Genomic DNA, 13,436 nt, shown 5'->3' with positions numbered 1-13,436 from the left:
GTGCCGGCCTGCCCGTGCTGCGGTACCGGCCGGACGGAAGCCAGGGCGACGGTGCGGGGCCGGCGGCCGCGCTGGTGCGTGAGGCGCGGCTGCGGCGGGCGGCGATCGTCGTGGGGCCGCTGCCGGAGCGGCCCGGAGGCCTCGTACGGGCGCTGGTGGGCCGGGAGGTGCCCGTGGTGTTCTGCGGGGGCGAGCCGTAGCGGTGGTACGCGTAGTTGCAGGCGGCGGTGATGTTGGCGACCGGGTCGTACGGGTCGAAGGACGTGCCGGCCACGTGGTAGGTCCGGAAGGTCGGGTCGATCACCTGGAGCAGGCCCTTGGACGGGGTGCCCTTGATGGCGTTGATGTCCCAGTTGTTGATGGCCAGCGGGTTGCCCGAGGACTCGCGCATCACGTTGCGGTGGATGCCGTGGTAGGTGCCCGGGATGTTCTTCTCGGCCATGATCGCCAGGGACTTGCGGATCCAGCCGTCGAGGTTGTTCGGGTACACGACGGAGGCGGCGGGCTTGGCGGCCGGGGCGGCGGAGGCGCCGGCGGCGCCGATGAGGGGGAGCGCGAACATCGCGGCACCGGTACCGGTGACGGCGAGCGTGCGGACGATGCGCTTGGTGCGGGCACGGCGCGGCTGAGCGACAGCAGACATGTGGAAGTTCCTCTCCGTCGCCTGCGAGGTGAGCTGTCGGGTTCGGGCGGGGAGGTGCCCGGCCGCGTCGTCCCCGGTGCCCGTCGGACACCGGGGACGTCGTGGCTTCACCCCGAGCCGTCCCGGCACGACGGCTGTCGAACCGGTCCGGCGGCTTACCTGGGTCCCCCGCTCCTGCCGTACGAATGAGTTCGTGAGTGGGTGTGTCAGGCGCGGCAGGATTTGGCGTTCGCCTGACTTGGGCCGGAACGTATGCGACCGCACATGTCCGGAACAAGTAGTGGATTCACCCGAAGTACTAGTTGACCTTGTTCTGTCCTGATTGGCCCGCTTGATCCTTTGCGGTCGCCAATCCTCAACTTCCTCGCTGGGCGCGGTGAGATGGAGGTGAGAAGGGGGTGTGAGGGAGGTGAGGGGGGTGGTCGTGCGGGGGTGGCCCGCGTGAGCCAACTCACTAAATCGCAAAATACGCAAAATTAGACATGAGGGATTATGTGGATTTGGGCTGCCTGTGGATATTGGGCCAGATAGGTCCCTCTAGGGCGGAACCTCCGGGGCGCTCCCGTTCGTTGGACCGACATGCTCCCGGAGTGCCGGAGTGCCCGACCGACTCCTCTGATACCGACTCCTGTCCGCTCATCCAGGACATGCCGGACGAAAACCGATACCTCACGAGCTGGACCGGTGGGTGCGATCGGTGATCCAAAGCGGACCGGATACGCTGACTTGACTGATGGCAGCGACCTATCGACAAGCCGTGAAGTCGCCAGCAGACACCAGCAGACAGGAGATACCTCGTGACCGTCGTCGGGCCGTTCGGGCTGAGCGTGCGGGACCAGGCACTGGAAGCCGATGTCCAGGCCGGACTGGCTGCTGTCGAGGCGGGCCTGCTAGAGGCCACCAAGAGCGAGGTCCCCTTCATCACCGGGTCCGCCCAGCACCTGGTGCGGGCCGGCGGCAAGCGCTTCCGTCCCCTGCTCGTCCTGCTGTCCGCCCAGTTCGGCGACGGGCACGCCCCGGGCATCGTGCCCTCCGCCGTCGTCGTGGAGCTGACCCACCTGGCCACGCTCTACCACGACGACGTCATGGACGAGGCGGCCGTGCGGCGCGGCGTGGAGAGCGCCAACACCCGCTGGGGCAACTCCGTCGCGGTGCTCACCGGCGACTTCCTCTTCGCCCGCGCCACACAGATACTCGCCGATCTCGGCCCCGGGGCCGTCCGTGTCCAGGCCCTCGCCTTCGAGCGCCTCGTCACCGGCCAGATACTGGAGACAGCGGGTCCCCAGGACGGCCGCGACCCCGTCGAGCACTACCTCGACGTGCTCTCCGGCAAGACCGGCTCCCTGGTCGCCGTGTCCTGCCGGTTCGGCGCCATGATGTCCGGCGCCGACGAGAGCGTCATCGACGTGCTCACCCAGTACGGCGAGCGGCTCGGCGTCGCCTTCCAGCTCGCCGACGACGTGCTGGACATCGCCTCCGACTCCGACGAGTCCGGCAAGACCCCCGGCACCGACCTGCGCGAGGGTGTGCCGACGCTGCCCGTGCTGCGGCTGCGCGAGCGCGCCGCCCGGCTCGGCGAGCCCGCCGACCTCGCGCTGTGCGAGCTGCTGGACTCCGACCTCACCGACGACACCCGGCTCGCCGCCGCGCTCGCCGCGCTCCGCGTGCACCCCGCGCTGGGCCAGGCCCGCCGCGACGCGGTGCGGTACGCGGAGGAGGCCCGCGCGGCCCTCGCCCCGCTGAGGGACTGCCCGGCGAAGTCGGCGCTGATCGAGCTGTGCGACGCCGTGGTGCACCGGGCGGGCTAGCCTTCGCGGGCGCTCGTGCGACCCCTACGGGTCGGTGCGGGCGCCCGGTCCGTACGTCATACCGCAGGTGTACGCGTAGTTGGCTCCGTGGGCTGACGCCCTAGGACTGCCGAGTTGGTCTGATGGGAACCAGGGAAACCACCACTCCTCACCGATCCGGGTGAGAATGGCGGCTCAGGTGGACCCCATAGAGCGCAGCCGCCGACGACGGAGGTAGGGCAGACATGGCACCGTACGAATCCGACCACGCGACCGGTACCGGCCCCGACGAGGACCCGCGTACCGGACGCCGCAAGGCCGCCCGGTACGTCGTGCCCGTGGCGGTGGTGGGTGTCGCGGCGGCCACCATCGGGCTGGTCCCGGCGCTCGCCGCCTCCGGCGACCCGGACCTGCCGAAGATCAGCGCGCAGCAGCTCATCGAGAAGATCGCCAAGTCCGACGTCCAGCGGATGTCCGGCACCGTCAAGGTCAGCACCGACCTCGGCCTGCCCGACCTCGGCTCCCTCCAGGGCGCCATGGGCTCCGGCCAGGAGAGCGACGGCTCCTCCGCCGACCCGCGGACCAAGCTCACCGAACTGACCTCCGGCACCCACACCCTGCGGGTCGCCGCCGACGGCCCCGAGAAGCAGAAGGTCTCGCTGCTGGAGCGCGACGCCGAGTACAGCCTCATCCACGACAGCAAGGACGTGTGGGGCTACGACAGCGCGAGCAACGAGGTCTTCCACACCACCGCCCAGCACTCCGGCGACAAGGGAGACAAGGGCGACAGGGGAGACAGGGGCGAGCACCGGCCCGCCACCCCGGACGACTTCGCCGAGGAGGCCCTGAAGTCGGTCGACGGCACCACCTCGGTCACTGTCGACGGCACCACCCGCATCGCCGGCCGCGACGCCTACCAGCTGGTCATCAAGCCCAGGCAGGCCGGCTCCACGGTCCGCGACGTCACCATCGGCGTCGACGCCAGGACCGGACTGCCGCTGAAGTTCACCCTCGCCCCGAAGAGCGGCGGCGCTCCCGTCCTCGACGTGGGCTTCACCAAGGTCTCCTTCGCCGCGCCGCCCGCCTCCACCTTCGACTTCCGCCCGCCCAAGGGCGCGAAGGTCACCGAGGCGAAGCCGGGCGAGGACGGCGGGCGGGAGCACGTTGCTGGCCTCGGCGAGGAGTTCGCGCCGGGCGGCCTGAGCGGCGCCGACACCATCGGCGAGGGCTGGACCACCATCGCCAAGTTCGACGCCGGTGCCAAGGGGGAGAAGCCCTCCGGTCAGGGCGGCGCCATGGGCGGCTTCCTCGGCTCGCTCGGCGACCCGGTCTCCGGCGGCTTCGGCAAGGGCACCGTCTTCTCCACCCGCCTGGTCAACGCCCTGATCACCGACGACGGCACCGTGTACGCGGGCGCGGTCACCAAGGACGCCCTGGTCAAGGCGGCCGACGCGGACAAGTGACCGCCCGCCGGAGCGGCCCGACACACGAGGGGAACCGATGGAGCCACCGTCCGCCGCCGGACCCGGGACCGCGCCGGCCATCGCCACGCGCGGCCTCACCAAGCGGTACCGGGGCGGACAGCTCGCCGTGGACGGTCTCGACCTGACCGTCCCGGCGGGCAGCGTCTTCGGCTTCCTCGGCCCCAACGGCTCCGGCAAGACCACCACCATCCGCATGCTGATGGGCCTGATCGAACCGACCTCGGGCACCGCGCACGTCCTGGGCCGCCCCATGCCGGGCGCCGGCCGCGCCGTACTGCCCGAGGTCGGCGCCCTCATCGAGGGCCCCGCGCTCTACGGCTTCCTCTCCGGCCGGGACAACCTGCTGCGCTACGACGCCGCCGACCCGGCCGCCGACCCCCGCACCCGGCGCGCCCGCGTCACCGCCGCGCTGGAGCGGGTGGGGCTCGCCGCGGCCGGGGGCAAGAAGGCGAGGGCGTACTCGCTCGGCATGAAGCAGCGACTGGGGCTCGCCGCCGCCCTGCTCCGCCCGCGCCGCCTGCTCGTCCTGGACGAGCCCACCAACGGGCTCGACCCGCAGGGCATGCGCGAGATCCGCGGCCTCATCCGGGAACTGGCGGCCGACGGCACCACCGTCTTCCTCTCCTCCCACCTGCTCGACGAGATCGAGCAGGTCTGCACCCACGCGGCGGTGATGACCCGGGGCCGGCTGGTGATCCAGGGCGCGGTGGCCGACCTGTCCGCCGGGGTGCGCGGCCGGCTCGCCGTCACCACCCCGGACCCGGCCGACGCGGTCCGCGTGCTCCGGGAGCAGGGCGTCACCGACCTCACGGTGACGGGCGAGACGGTCACCGGGGAACCGCCCGGCCGCGACCTCGCCGAGGTGAACGCCGCCCTGGTCGCGGCCGGTGTGCGGGTGCGCGGGTTCACGCAGGTACGGGCCTCGCTGGAGGACGCGTTCGTCGCACTGACCGGAGAGGGCTTCGATGTCGCGGGCTGAGCCGACGTACCCCGCCGTGCGCCGGCCGCTGTGGGCCTTCGGGCTGCTGCGCAGCGAGCTGGTCACCACCCTGCGCCGCTGGCGCACCCTGGTGCTGCTCGCGGTGCTTGCGGCGGTGCCGGTGCTGATCGGGATCGCGGTGCGGGTCGAGACGGGGGACGGCGGGGCGGCCGGCGGGGGCGGCGGTGGCGGTCCGGCGTTCATCGCGCAGATCACCAACAACGGCCTGTTCCTGGTCTTCACCGCGCTCGCGGCCACCCTGCCGTTCTTCCTGCCGATGGCGGTCGGGGTGATCGCCGGGGACGCGGTGGCGGGGGAGGCGGGCGCGGGCACCCTGCGCTATCTGCTGGTCGCCCCGGCGGGCCGCACCCGGCTGCTGCTGACCAAGTACGCCACCGTGCTGGCCTTCTGCCTGCTGGCCACCCTGGTCGTCGCCGTCTCGGCGCTGACCGTGGGCGCGCTGCTGTTCCCGCTCGGCGAGGTCACCACCATCTCCGGCACCCGGATCGGCTTCGGCGAGGGCCTGCTCCGGGCGCTGCTGATCGCCCTGGCGGTGGCGGCCTCCCTGACCGGGGTGGCGGCGCTCGGGCTGTTCGTGTCGACCCTGACCAACAGCGGGATCGCGGCGATGGCGACCACCGTGGGACTGCTGATCACCGTCCAGATCCTCGACCAGATCCCGCAGCTGCACACGATCCAGCCGTACCTGTTCTCCCACTACTGGCTGTCCTTCGCCGACCTCCTGCGCGACCCGGTCCCCTGGGACGGCCTCCGCCGCGACCTCGGCCTCCAGGCGCTCTACGCGGCGGTCTTCGGCACGGCGGCGTGGGCGCGCTTCACGACGAGGGACATCACGGCCTGAGCCCCGTTCAGGCGCCGGGGAAGCGGGCGAGCGGGGTCTCGCCCGCGAAGAAGGTCTTCGCGCGGGCCAGCGCCTCGGTGTCGTGGCGTATGTCGCCGGGTCCGCTGCCGTTGCCCAGCAGGACCCCGCCGAAGCGCATCTTCAGGTAGGCGGCGGAGTTGTTGAGGCTGCCGATCAGGGGCTGGGCCACCGCGGGGTCCCGGTCCGCGAGCGCCGTCACGCCCCACAGGGTCCGGCCCGCCATGGCCTCCTTGAAGCCGGCCTCGGGGATGCGCAGCCAGCCCGACCAGTGGTCCAGGTACCGCTTGGTGAGGCTGGACAGCGAGTACCAGTACAGCGGCGAGACGATCACGATGTCCGTGGCGGCCAGGGTGGCGTCCAGCAGCGTCCCGGCCGGGGTGTCGGCGGCGGGCCGTACGTGGTCGATGTCGTGCCGCAGGTCCTCGGCCTCGGGCAGCGGGAGCCCGGCCAGCCCGATCCACTCCTGCTCCACCTGCTCCGGCCCCTCGGCCAACTGCTCGGCGGCGGCACGGGCGAGGAACTCGGTGTTGCCCTGGGTGCGGGCGCTGCCCAGGACGAAGAGGAAACGACGGCTCATGGGGACCCCCGGCAGCGTGTGCGGTTGAAGCCACAATAAAACTGCCCGCATCTTATGCACGCGCAAGTAATTCTGCCAAGGCTCGCTGGTGCGATGCTGTGACGTCGCGGTGACGCGCGGGGCGCGGCGGGCGGCGAGACTGGCTGTCGGGAGGCGTACGACCGGAACGCGGCGCCTAAGGAGCGGGGGAAAGCGGATGTCTCGACCGATCTTCGAGAAGCGGCCCGGGGACCGTCCGGTCCAGGTCCGCCTCTCGGCCACCGGTACGGCGTCGGTCGCCGGCACCCCCGTGCTCCCGGCTCCGGACGAGGACATCCACGACGCCGTGCTCAACCACCTCCGCCACCTGGCCACGTCCCACGGCACCCCGATACGGGCCACCATCCACGACGACGCGGCCGGCTGCCTGGTTCCGCTGGAGATCTCCCCGGACGGGACGACCCGGATGACGGGGTCCCCGACCCGGCTGCCGGCGGCACCGGGGACGGTACGGCCGCCTCGGGGGGTGTTCGGGCCGCCGCCGGTGATGGGGGGCGAGGCAGCCGCACCGGTGGGTGCGCCTCCGGCTGAGGGGATACCCGGGCTCGCTCCCCGACGCGTCAACTACACCAAGGAAAAGTCCAGTTCGGCCCCCGCGCTCGCCCCCGTCCCCGAGCCTGAACTCATCCCCGACCCGACCCCGGCGCCCGCCCCTCGGTCCGACCCCGAGCCCATGCCGCCGAGCCGTTTCGACGCCATCGCGGAAGAGCTGCTCGCGGAGGCCCCCGTGGCGGAGGGCGCGGAGGGTGTCGCGGCGTGGCGGCGGATCGGGGAAGCGGTGAGCGAGGGGCAGGTGGAGCGGGCGGCCGAGCTGGCGAGCCGGGCGGTCGCCGACGCGTCCGGCGCGCTGGGCCCCCGCCATCCCGAAATGCTGCACCTGCGCGAACTCTGCGCGTACATCGCGTACTTGACCGGCGACCCGGCCCGCGCCTTCGACCTCTCGCTGGACCTGGCCCGCAAGCGCGCCGAGTCGGGCGACCCGGCGGCGGCCTACGGCAACGTCCGCAGCGCGGCGACCGCGTGGCGGGCGGTACGGGACCCGGAGCAGGGCCTGCGGATGGGGCGCGAACTGATCGGCGTGTGGACCGCGCTCGCGGCGGAGCCCGGCCCTGCCGCCGCCGACCCCCGCCCCCTGGAGTCGGCCCGCACCCGGATGGCCCGGCTGACCGCCCGCGCGGCCGGGTCCGACGCGTGAGGTCACCTCACTTCAGGACCGTGCCCTCGCAGCTCTCCGCGACCCGCACCACACGGCCGCCGAGTGGCGGTCCGGTACGGCCGCATCGGTGCGGGCGCTGACTCACGGACTGTCCTGCCCCTGTCCTCTACTGGACGCAGAACTCGTTCCCCTCGGGGTCCGCCATCACGGTCCACGAACCCGCGGGCTCCTCGACCTCGCGCAGCACGGTGGCCCCCAGCGCGGTCAGCCGCGCCACCTCGCCCTCCCGCCGCTCCGGACCGGGGTGCAGGTCCAGATGGAGCCGGTTCTTGCCCTCCTTCGCCTCCGGTACCCGCTGGAAGAGCAGCCGCCGCCCCAGCCCGGTCCCCGTCTCCGGGTCGTACGGATCATCGGGATGCCGCACGGCCACCAGATCCCGGAACGCCGGCCGCCCGTGATACTCCACCGCGGCCTCCCCGGCCAGCGCCCCGGACGACAGCAGCCGCTCGATCAGCGCACTGTTGTCCTCGGGCTCGTAGCGCAGGGCCGCCCCCCAGAAGTCGGCCTGCGTATGCGGATCGACCGCGTCGACCACGATCTTCCAGTGCAGCGGCTCGGGCCGCGACGAAGTCACCATGCGGCCCTCATAGCGCCCCAGCGGCCCGCCCACACGGCCAGTTTCCCCACCTCCGCGCACCTGAACCTGTTCCCCGACCACACGTACGTGCCCTGCACCGCGCGTGACCTCGCTGAGCCGGTACCCTGCGGGCAGAGCGGACTGCGACACCGTCGTGAACGACAGATGGCGGACGACCCGGTCGGCCAGTCGCTCGATACCCGGAACAGCGTCGGCCCCCACGACCAGCGCAGAACGCGCCCCCGCCGCCCCGAGCACCTGCAGAGCCTGCCCGGCGTCGCCCTCCAGGGGACGGTCCGGCACCCGGAAAACCCCGGTCCCATGACTTCCCGGCCGCCCCTCCTCGACCAATCCGCCTGCCCGGACCACAAGGTCGTGCGACTGCCGCAACAGCTCGACCTCGTCCGACAGAGCCGCCCCTTCCTGCCCGTAGACCCAAGTGACGAAGGGGCGCTCATGGGTGAGGGAAGCCAGCCACGGCCCGAGCACCGGCAGAGCCTCCTCCACGAGAAACCCGTGCTCGACCTCCACCCCGGCCCGGCGCAGCAGCTCGGCTCCGCCTTCCCCGCGCGAGGTGGGGTCCATCACGGCGATGACGACGCGTGCGACACCCGCGTCGATGAGCGCCTCACGGCAGGGGGGAGTGCGTCCGTGGTGGTTGCACGGCTCCAGGGTGACCACGGCAGTCCCGCCCACTGCCCTGTCCCCGGCCGCCGCGAGCGCGTTGACCTCGGCATGAGCCTGTCCCTTGCGCAGGTGGTACCCCTCCCCGACGACCCGCCCGCCCCGATCCAGGACGACGCATCCCACCGGTGGATTGGGACTGGCAGACCCGAGCCCCTGGGCGGAGATGGCGATCGCTCGCCGCATGGCATCCAGCTCAAGCGCCTTCACCTCAGAGAACCCGCCCTTCCTCGACCCGCTCGAACAGGCTGGCAACGGTGGGTGAATCGTGCGCCGTTGCCAGCGAGTTGACCGCCGCCACCGCTTCCCCCAGCGTGCGCTTCGATCCCGACCCGTCCGCGATGCCGAGTGCCACGGCCGCCGCTTCAGCGGCCTGATCGTATTGCCGGATACCGGCGTAGGCCATCGCCAGCCGAGCCTGCGCCAGCCCGCGATCACGTTGGTAGGCGTCCGGCAGGTCCCTGAGCCCGGCTTCGAGGACGGGGACCGCACGTTCGGGGTGCCCGAGAGTGAGCCAACAGGTTGCCCGCTGGATTTCGATATAGCCGGCCGTGCAGAAGTCCCCGTGCCCCGACCTCGCATCGCCCTTGGTCCCGGGTGAGGCGGCGAACGCGTGCGCCTCGTCGAGACAGCGCTGACTGGAGACCTCGTCTCCTCCCAACGCGTGTCCGTGTGCCTCCTGTTGCAGAGCCGCCGCCCGCACGGGTGCCGGATGAGTAGCCGCATCGCGCTGAACAGCTCGGGCCAGACCGACAGTCTGCGCCGCCTTCTTCGCCGTGGTCGCCTGCTGGCTCCTGCGGAACAAGGTCCAGGTCGTCATGGTTTTGTCACCCGACTCCATCGCCCACTCCATGGCCCGGCCTGTCCATGCGACGGCCTGTGGCATATCGGCCATGTCTTCGTGCAGCCACGCGGCGGATTCCGCGTACTGTGCCGCGAGTCCCAGGAGCTCGAGCCGTTGTGCTCCCCTCGCGTGTTCGAGAAGGGACTCGAGAATGTTCAGTTGCTGGTGTACGGAAGCGAGGGCGTGTCCGGGACCGAAAATGTTGTCGGCGCGGACCAGTGAATGCCACATCTCCCGCAGGTGCTCCACGGCGGCCTCGATACGGCTTCCATCCAGCCTCGGACTCTCGAACTCCCAGGAGGGCGGGGGCACGCGGTCGCCAAGAACCGCCCCCATCGCACCGGTGATCAGGGTTCGCCGACTGATGGGCACCACGTGCCTCCTGCCCTCCAATGTCACCGTGACCAGGAGGACGTCAGAGCAGTTGTCACCCGGCGGTGCCGCCTTCGGTGGTCCCTGGGCACCCTCCCAGGGACGCGGCGGGAGTCCCAGCATCCCGCCGGGAATTCCGAACGCGTCGGCGACACGTTCCATGACTCCTTGCCCGCGAATGCCGCGTACTCCACGCACGATGTCGCTCACCCGTGAAGTCGTCATCTTGCCGGCCGCAGAGGCGATCACCGCATAGCTGGAACCGGTCCGCCTGTTGACGAGACGGAAGATCTCCCGGAAATCACGGGCCGCACAGGCGCGGCGCATGGCATCACTGTGGAGCAGAGCATCGGGAATGGTCAACGCGTAGCCATGGCGCTGTGCCGAGCGGTCTTCCATGAATTCCCCCGCGACGACGGAAGTGATCTCGTCATCACCGTAGCCATCACCCGGTGACGGAGTTCCCCGAACGGGAAGCGGGGTTCCCCGTTCGTCGTTCCCAGGTGTCCCCCCGCTGGCGGAAGCTCTGCACCGGAGCAGTTCCACGTGCGTGATCACCAGGAGGCTGATGCCAGTGACCGAAGCTACGACCGGAGTGCGTGAGGCAGGGGCCGACACCGACGCACGGCAGTGGGAGTACACGACGTACGCGCCGGCGGGGGAGACGTGCCCCGGCTGCGGGCAGCCGATCCGGAGCCTGGAGGTATGCCGACGGGGGTTGCTCGCACGCCGTGACACACCTCCGCTGGTCGCCTACTGGCACTTCGCCTGTGCCACACAGAGGAGGGTGTGACGTCCGCCTGCTCACATGGCGCACGGCTGGACGCTTGCTTCAGCGCGTGCCCGCGGCGATGCGCGTCCCAGGCCGACCGACGGACGCCCTCAGGCGTCCACCGCCTTCGCCCCGGTCGCGGCCGGGTCCGTCCGGCGGGATGTCGTCACCACTCGGGCCCGGTGTGCGGAGCGCATCGCGTCCCAGGTCAGCAGGATCAGGGCCAGCCAGACCAGGGCGAAGCCCGCCCAGCGCTCCGGGGGCATCGCCTCGTGGAAGTAGAGGACGCCGAGGAGGAACTGGAAGACGGGGGCCAGGTACTGGAGGAGGCCGAGGGTGGAGAGGGGGACGCGGATCGCGGCGGCGCCGAAGCAGACCAGGGGGAGGGCCGTCACGATGCCGGTGGAGGCGAGGAGGGCGGCGTGGCCGGGCCCCTCCGTGGCGAAGGTGAGGTCGCCGTGCACGCTGAGGAAGATCAGGTACGCCAGCGCGGGAAGGAACTGGATGGCCGTCTCCGCGGCGAGGGACTCGACGCCGTCCAGCCCGACCTTCTTCTTCACCAGGCCGTACACCGCGAAGGAGGCGGCGAGGCAGAGGGAGATCCACGGGGGCTGGCCGTAGCCCGCGGTCAGGACGATCACGGCCGTGAAGCCGACCCCCACCGCCGCCCACTGCACCGGCCGCAGCCGTTCCTTCAGCAGGAGGACGCCCAGCGCGATGGTCATCAGCGGGTTGATGAAGTACCCGAGGGACGCCTCCACCACGTGACCGGAGTTCACGGCCCAGATGTAGACGCCCCAGTTCACCGTGATGACGGCGGCGGCCACCGCGATCAGCCCCAGTCTGCGCGGCTGCCGCAACAGCTCGCCCGCCCAGGCCCACCGCCGCACGAACACCAGCGCGACGACGACGAAGGCGAGGGACCACACCATCCGGTGGGCCAGGATCTCCATGGCCCCCGCCGGCTTCAGCAGCGGCCAGAAGAGGGGGACGAGCCCCCACATGCCGTACGCGGCAAGGCCGTTCAGCAGGCCTATCCGGTGTTCACCCTTGGACGTCCCGGCCACGGGCTCCTCCTTCTCGCACTCGCCACGCGAGAACCTCGCGCATTCCGCCACGCGAGAACGAAGGTAGCGCCGCCCCACCCCGCCTGTCATGCCCGTATCGCCATACGGTCATGACCGGAAGGGATGAGGCGGCGGCGTGCCCGGACGGGCTCGGCCCCTCAGCCCGCCTGCGCCGCCTTCAGCCCCTCCTCCACCGCGACCGCGAGCGGCGTCGTCGGCCGGCCGATCAGCCGGGACAGATCCCCGCCCGGCACCACCAGCTCGCCCCGCTCGATCGACGCGTCCACCTTGGCCAGTATCTCCGCGAGCGCGTCCGGCAGCCCGGCGTCGGTCAGGATGTCCTTGAGGGTCTCCACGGAGACGGGCCGGTAGGTGATGGTCCGCCCGGTCCGCGCGCTCAGGTCGGCCGCGTACTCGTCGAAGCCCCACGCCACGTCGCCGCCCAGCTCGTACGTGGTGTTCTCGTGGCCCTCGCCGGTCAGCACGGCGACCGCCGCGGCGGCGTAGTCGGCGCGCGCGGCCGAGGAGACGCGGCCCTCGCCCGCCGCCGTGACCACCGCGTCGTGGGTGAGCACGGGGGCCAGGTTCTCGGTGTAGTTCTCGTGGTACCAGCCGTTGCGCAGCAGCGAGTACGGCAGCCCGGAGGCGAGCACCGCCTGCTCGGTGCCCCGATGGTCGTCGGCCAGCGTCGCGGTAAGGGTGCCCGGCGCGCTGGTGTACGCGAACAGCGCCACCCCCGCCGCCTTCGCCGCGTCGATGACCACCTGGTGCTGGCCCACCCGGCCCTTGTCGAACTCGTTGCCCGAGATCAGCAGCACCTTGTCGCCGGCCGAGAAGAGGCCGTCGAAGGACTCGGGGGTGTTGTAGTCGGCGACGGCGAGCCGCACACCGCGCTCGGCGAACCCGGCGCCCTTCGCCTCGTCCCGCACGACGGCGGTGATCTGCTCGGCCGGGACCCGCTCCAGCAACTGGGCGATGACGTGGCGGCCCAGGTGTCCGGTGGCTCCGGTGACGACGATGCTCATGGGGATCTCTCCTAAGGGGAACGTCGAGTTACGTCACTAACCCTAGGAACCGCGCTAACCAAACGACAGTACCCACTTTCAAGTAAGGTACTGCTATGACGGTAAGCAATGAGGTCAGCGACGCTCAGTGCCCGCAACGGCTGGTGCTGGAGCATGTGACGAGCCGCTGGGGCGTGCTGGTACTCGTCGAGCTGCTGGAGCGCTCCTACCGGTTCGGGGAGCTGCGGCGGGCGGTCGGCCGCTGGGGCGGCCGGGAGGTCAGCGAGAAGATGCTCACCCAGACCCTCCAGACGCTGGAGCGCGACGGCCTGGTGCACCGGGACGCCAAACCCGTGATCCCGCCCCGCGTCGACTACTCCCTCACCGCCCTGGGCCGCGAGGCCGCCGAGCAGATCAGGGCGCTGTCCCGGTGGACCCAGGACCGCATGGGCCAGGTGGAGAAGGCCCGCCGCGCCTACGACGCGGCCCGGGAGACACGCTCCCGGGC

General features: G+C 71.5%; 11 protein-coding genes, 2 pseudogenes and 1 riboswitch. Of the genes and pseudogenes, 6 read left to right on the top strand and 7 right to left on the bottom strand.

The window, feature by feature from the left end; translation table 11 throughout:
• Window positions 1-190: 190 nt before the first annotated feature.
• Window positions 191-643, bottom strand: a pseudogene (locus ACFWN1_RS25695) (transglycosylase SLT domain-containing protein); the annotation flags it as partial.
• Between the two features lie 3 nt (window positions 644-646).
• A riboswitch (cyclic di-AMP (ydaO/yuaA leader) is annotated at window positions 647-857 on the bottom strand.
• Window positions 858-1,440: 583 nt separating this feature from the next.
• Here ACFWN1_RS25695 and ACFWN1_RS25690 point away from each other — a divergent pair.
• From ACFWN1_RS25690 to ACFWN1_RS25675, 4 genes are all read left to right on the top strand, one after another.
• A complete protein-coding gene (locus ACFWN1_RS25690) occupies window positions 1,441-2,451 on the top strand; it encodes a polyprenyl synthetase family protein (RefSeq protein ID WP_384366433.1) in 1,011 nt (336 codons plus the stop codon).
• A 224-nt stretch (window positions 2,452-2,675) separates the two neighbouring features.
• Complete coding sequence (locus ACFWN1_RS25685; protein WP_384366430.1) at window positions 2,676-3,893, top strand: outer membrane lipoprotein carrier protein LolA; 1,218 nt, start codon at window positions 2,676-2,678, stop codon at window positions 3,891-3,893.
• A 37-nt stretch (window positions 3,894-3,930) separates the two neighbouring features.
• Window positions 3,931-4,893 (top strand): ABC transporter ATP-binding protein, encoded by a 963-nt coding sequence (locus tag ACFWN1_RS25680; RefSeq protein WP_384366427.1) that lies wholly within the window; start codon window positions 3,931-3,933, stop codon window positions 4,891-4,893.
• A complete protein-coding gene (locus ACFWN1_RS25675) occupies window positions 4,880-5,755 on the top strand; it encodes an ABC transporter permease (RefSeq protein ID WP_384366424.1) in 876 nt (291 codons plus the stop codon). Before ACFWN1_RS25680 ends, ACFWN1_RS25675 begins: the two co-directional genes overlap by 14 nt.
• 7 nt (window positions 5,756-5,762) lie before the next feature.
• On the opposite strand, the gene ACFWN1_RS25670 is transcribed toward ACFWN1_RS25675, so the two are convergent.
• Window positions 5,763-6,353 (bottom strand): flavodoxin family protein, encoded by a 591-nt coding sequence (locus ACFWN1_RS25670; protein WP_384366421.1) that lies wholly within the window; start codon window positions 6,351-6,353, stop codon window positions 5,763-5,765.
• Between the two features lie 196 nt (window positions 6,354-6,549).
• On the opposite strand from ACFWN1_RS25670, the gene ACFWN1_RS25665 reads away from it, so the two are divergent.
• The gene (locus ACFWN1_RS25665; RefSeq protein ID WP_384366418.1) at window positions 6,550-7,587 is read left to right on the top strand and encodes a hypothetical protein; all 1,038 of its coding nucleotides are present in this window, start codon (window positions 6,550-6,552) and stop codon (window positions 7,585-7,587) included.
• A 127-nt stretch (window positions 7,588-7,714) separates the two neighbouring features.
• Here ACFWN1_RS25665 and ACFWN1_RS25660 read toward each other — a convergent pair whose 3' ends face one another.
• From ACFWN1_RS25660 to ACFWN1_RS25640, 5 genes and pseudogenes are all read right to left on the bottom strand, one after another.
• Window positions 7,715-8,185 carry a VOC family protein gene (locus ACFWN1_RS25660; RefSeq protein WP_384366436.1) on the bottom strand — a complete coding sequence of 157 codons (471 nt, stop codon included), beginning with the start codon at window positions 8,183-8,185 and terminating at the stop codon, window positions 7,715-7,717.
• Window positions 8,186-8,629: 444 nt separating this feature from the next.
• Window positions 8,630-9,055: pseudogene (gene ribD / locus ACFWN1_RS25655) on the bottom strand (bifunctional diaminohydroxyphosphoribosylaminopyrimidine deaminase/5-amino-6-(5-phosphoribosylamino)uracil reductase RibD); the annotation flags it as partial.
• A 25-nt stretch (window positions 9,056-9,080) separates the two neighbouring features.
• Window positions 9,081-10,484: a hypothetical protein gene (locus ACFWN1_RS25650; protein WP_384366415.1), complete on the bottom strand. Its 1,404-nt coding sequence runs from the start codon at window positions 10,482-10,484 to the stop codon at window positions 9,081-9,083.
• A gap of 483 nt (window positions 10,485-10,967) precedes the next feature.
• Window positions 10,968-11,924, bottom strand: coding sequence for an EamA family transporter RarD (gene rarD / locus ACFWN1_RS25645; RefSeq protein ID WP_384366412.1), 957 nt, complete (start codon window positions 11,922-11,924; stop codon window positions 10,968-10,970).
• 158 nt (window positions 11,925-12,082) lie between these two features.
• Window positions 12,083-12,949, bottom strand: coding sequence for an SDR family oxidoreductase (locus ACFWN1_RS25640; protein ID WP_384366409.1), 867 nt, complete (start codon window positions 12,947-12,949; stop codon window positions 12,083-12,085).
• A 95-nt stretch (window positions 12,950-13,044) separates the two neighbouring features.
• Here ACFWN1_RS25640 and ACFWN1_RS25635 point away from each other — a divergent pair.
• A partial coding sequence (locus ACFWN1_RS25635) for a winged helix-turn-helix transcriptional regulator (protein WP_384366406.1) occupies window positions 13,045-13,436 on the top strand: 392 nt, incomplete at its 3' end.

The organism is Streptomyces sp. NPDC058459 (assembly GCF_042721685.1).
Classification (GTDB): domain Bacteria; phylum Actinomycetota; class Actinomycetes; order Streptomycetales; family Streptomycetaceae; genus Streptomyces.
Note: the sequence above shows the minus strand (reverse complement) of the source record. Positions and strands in the feature narration are given on the sequence as shown.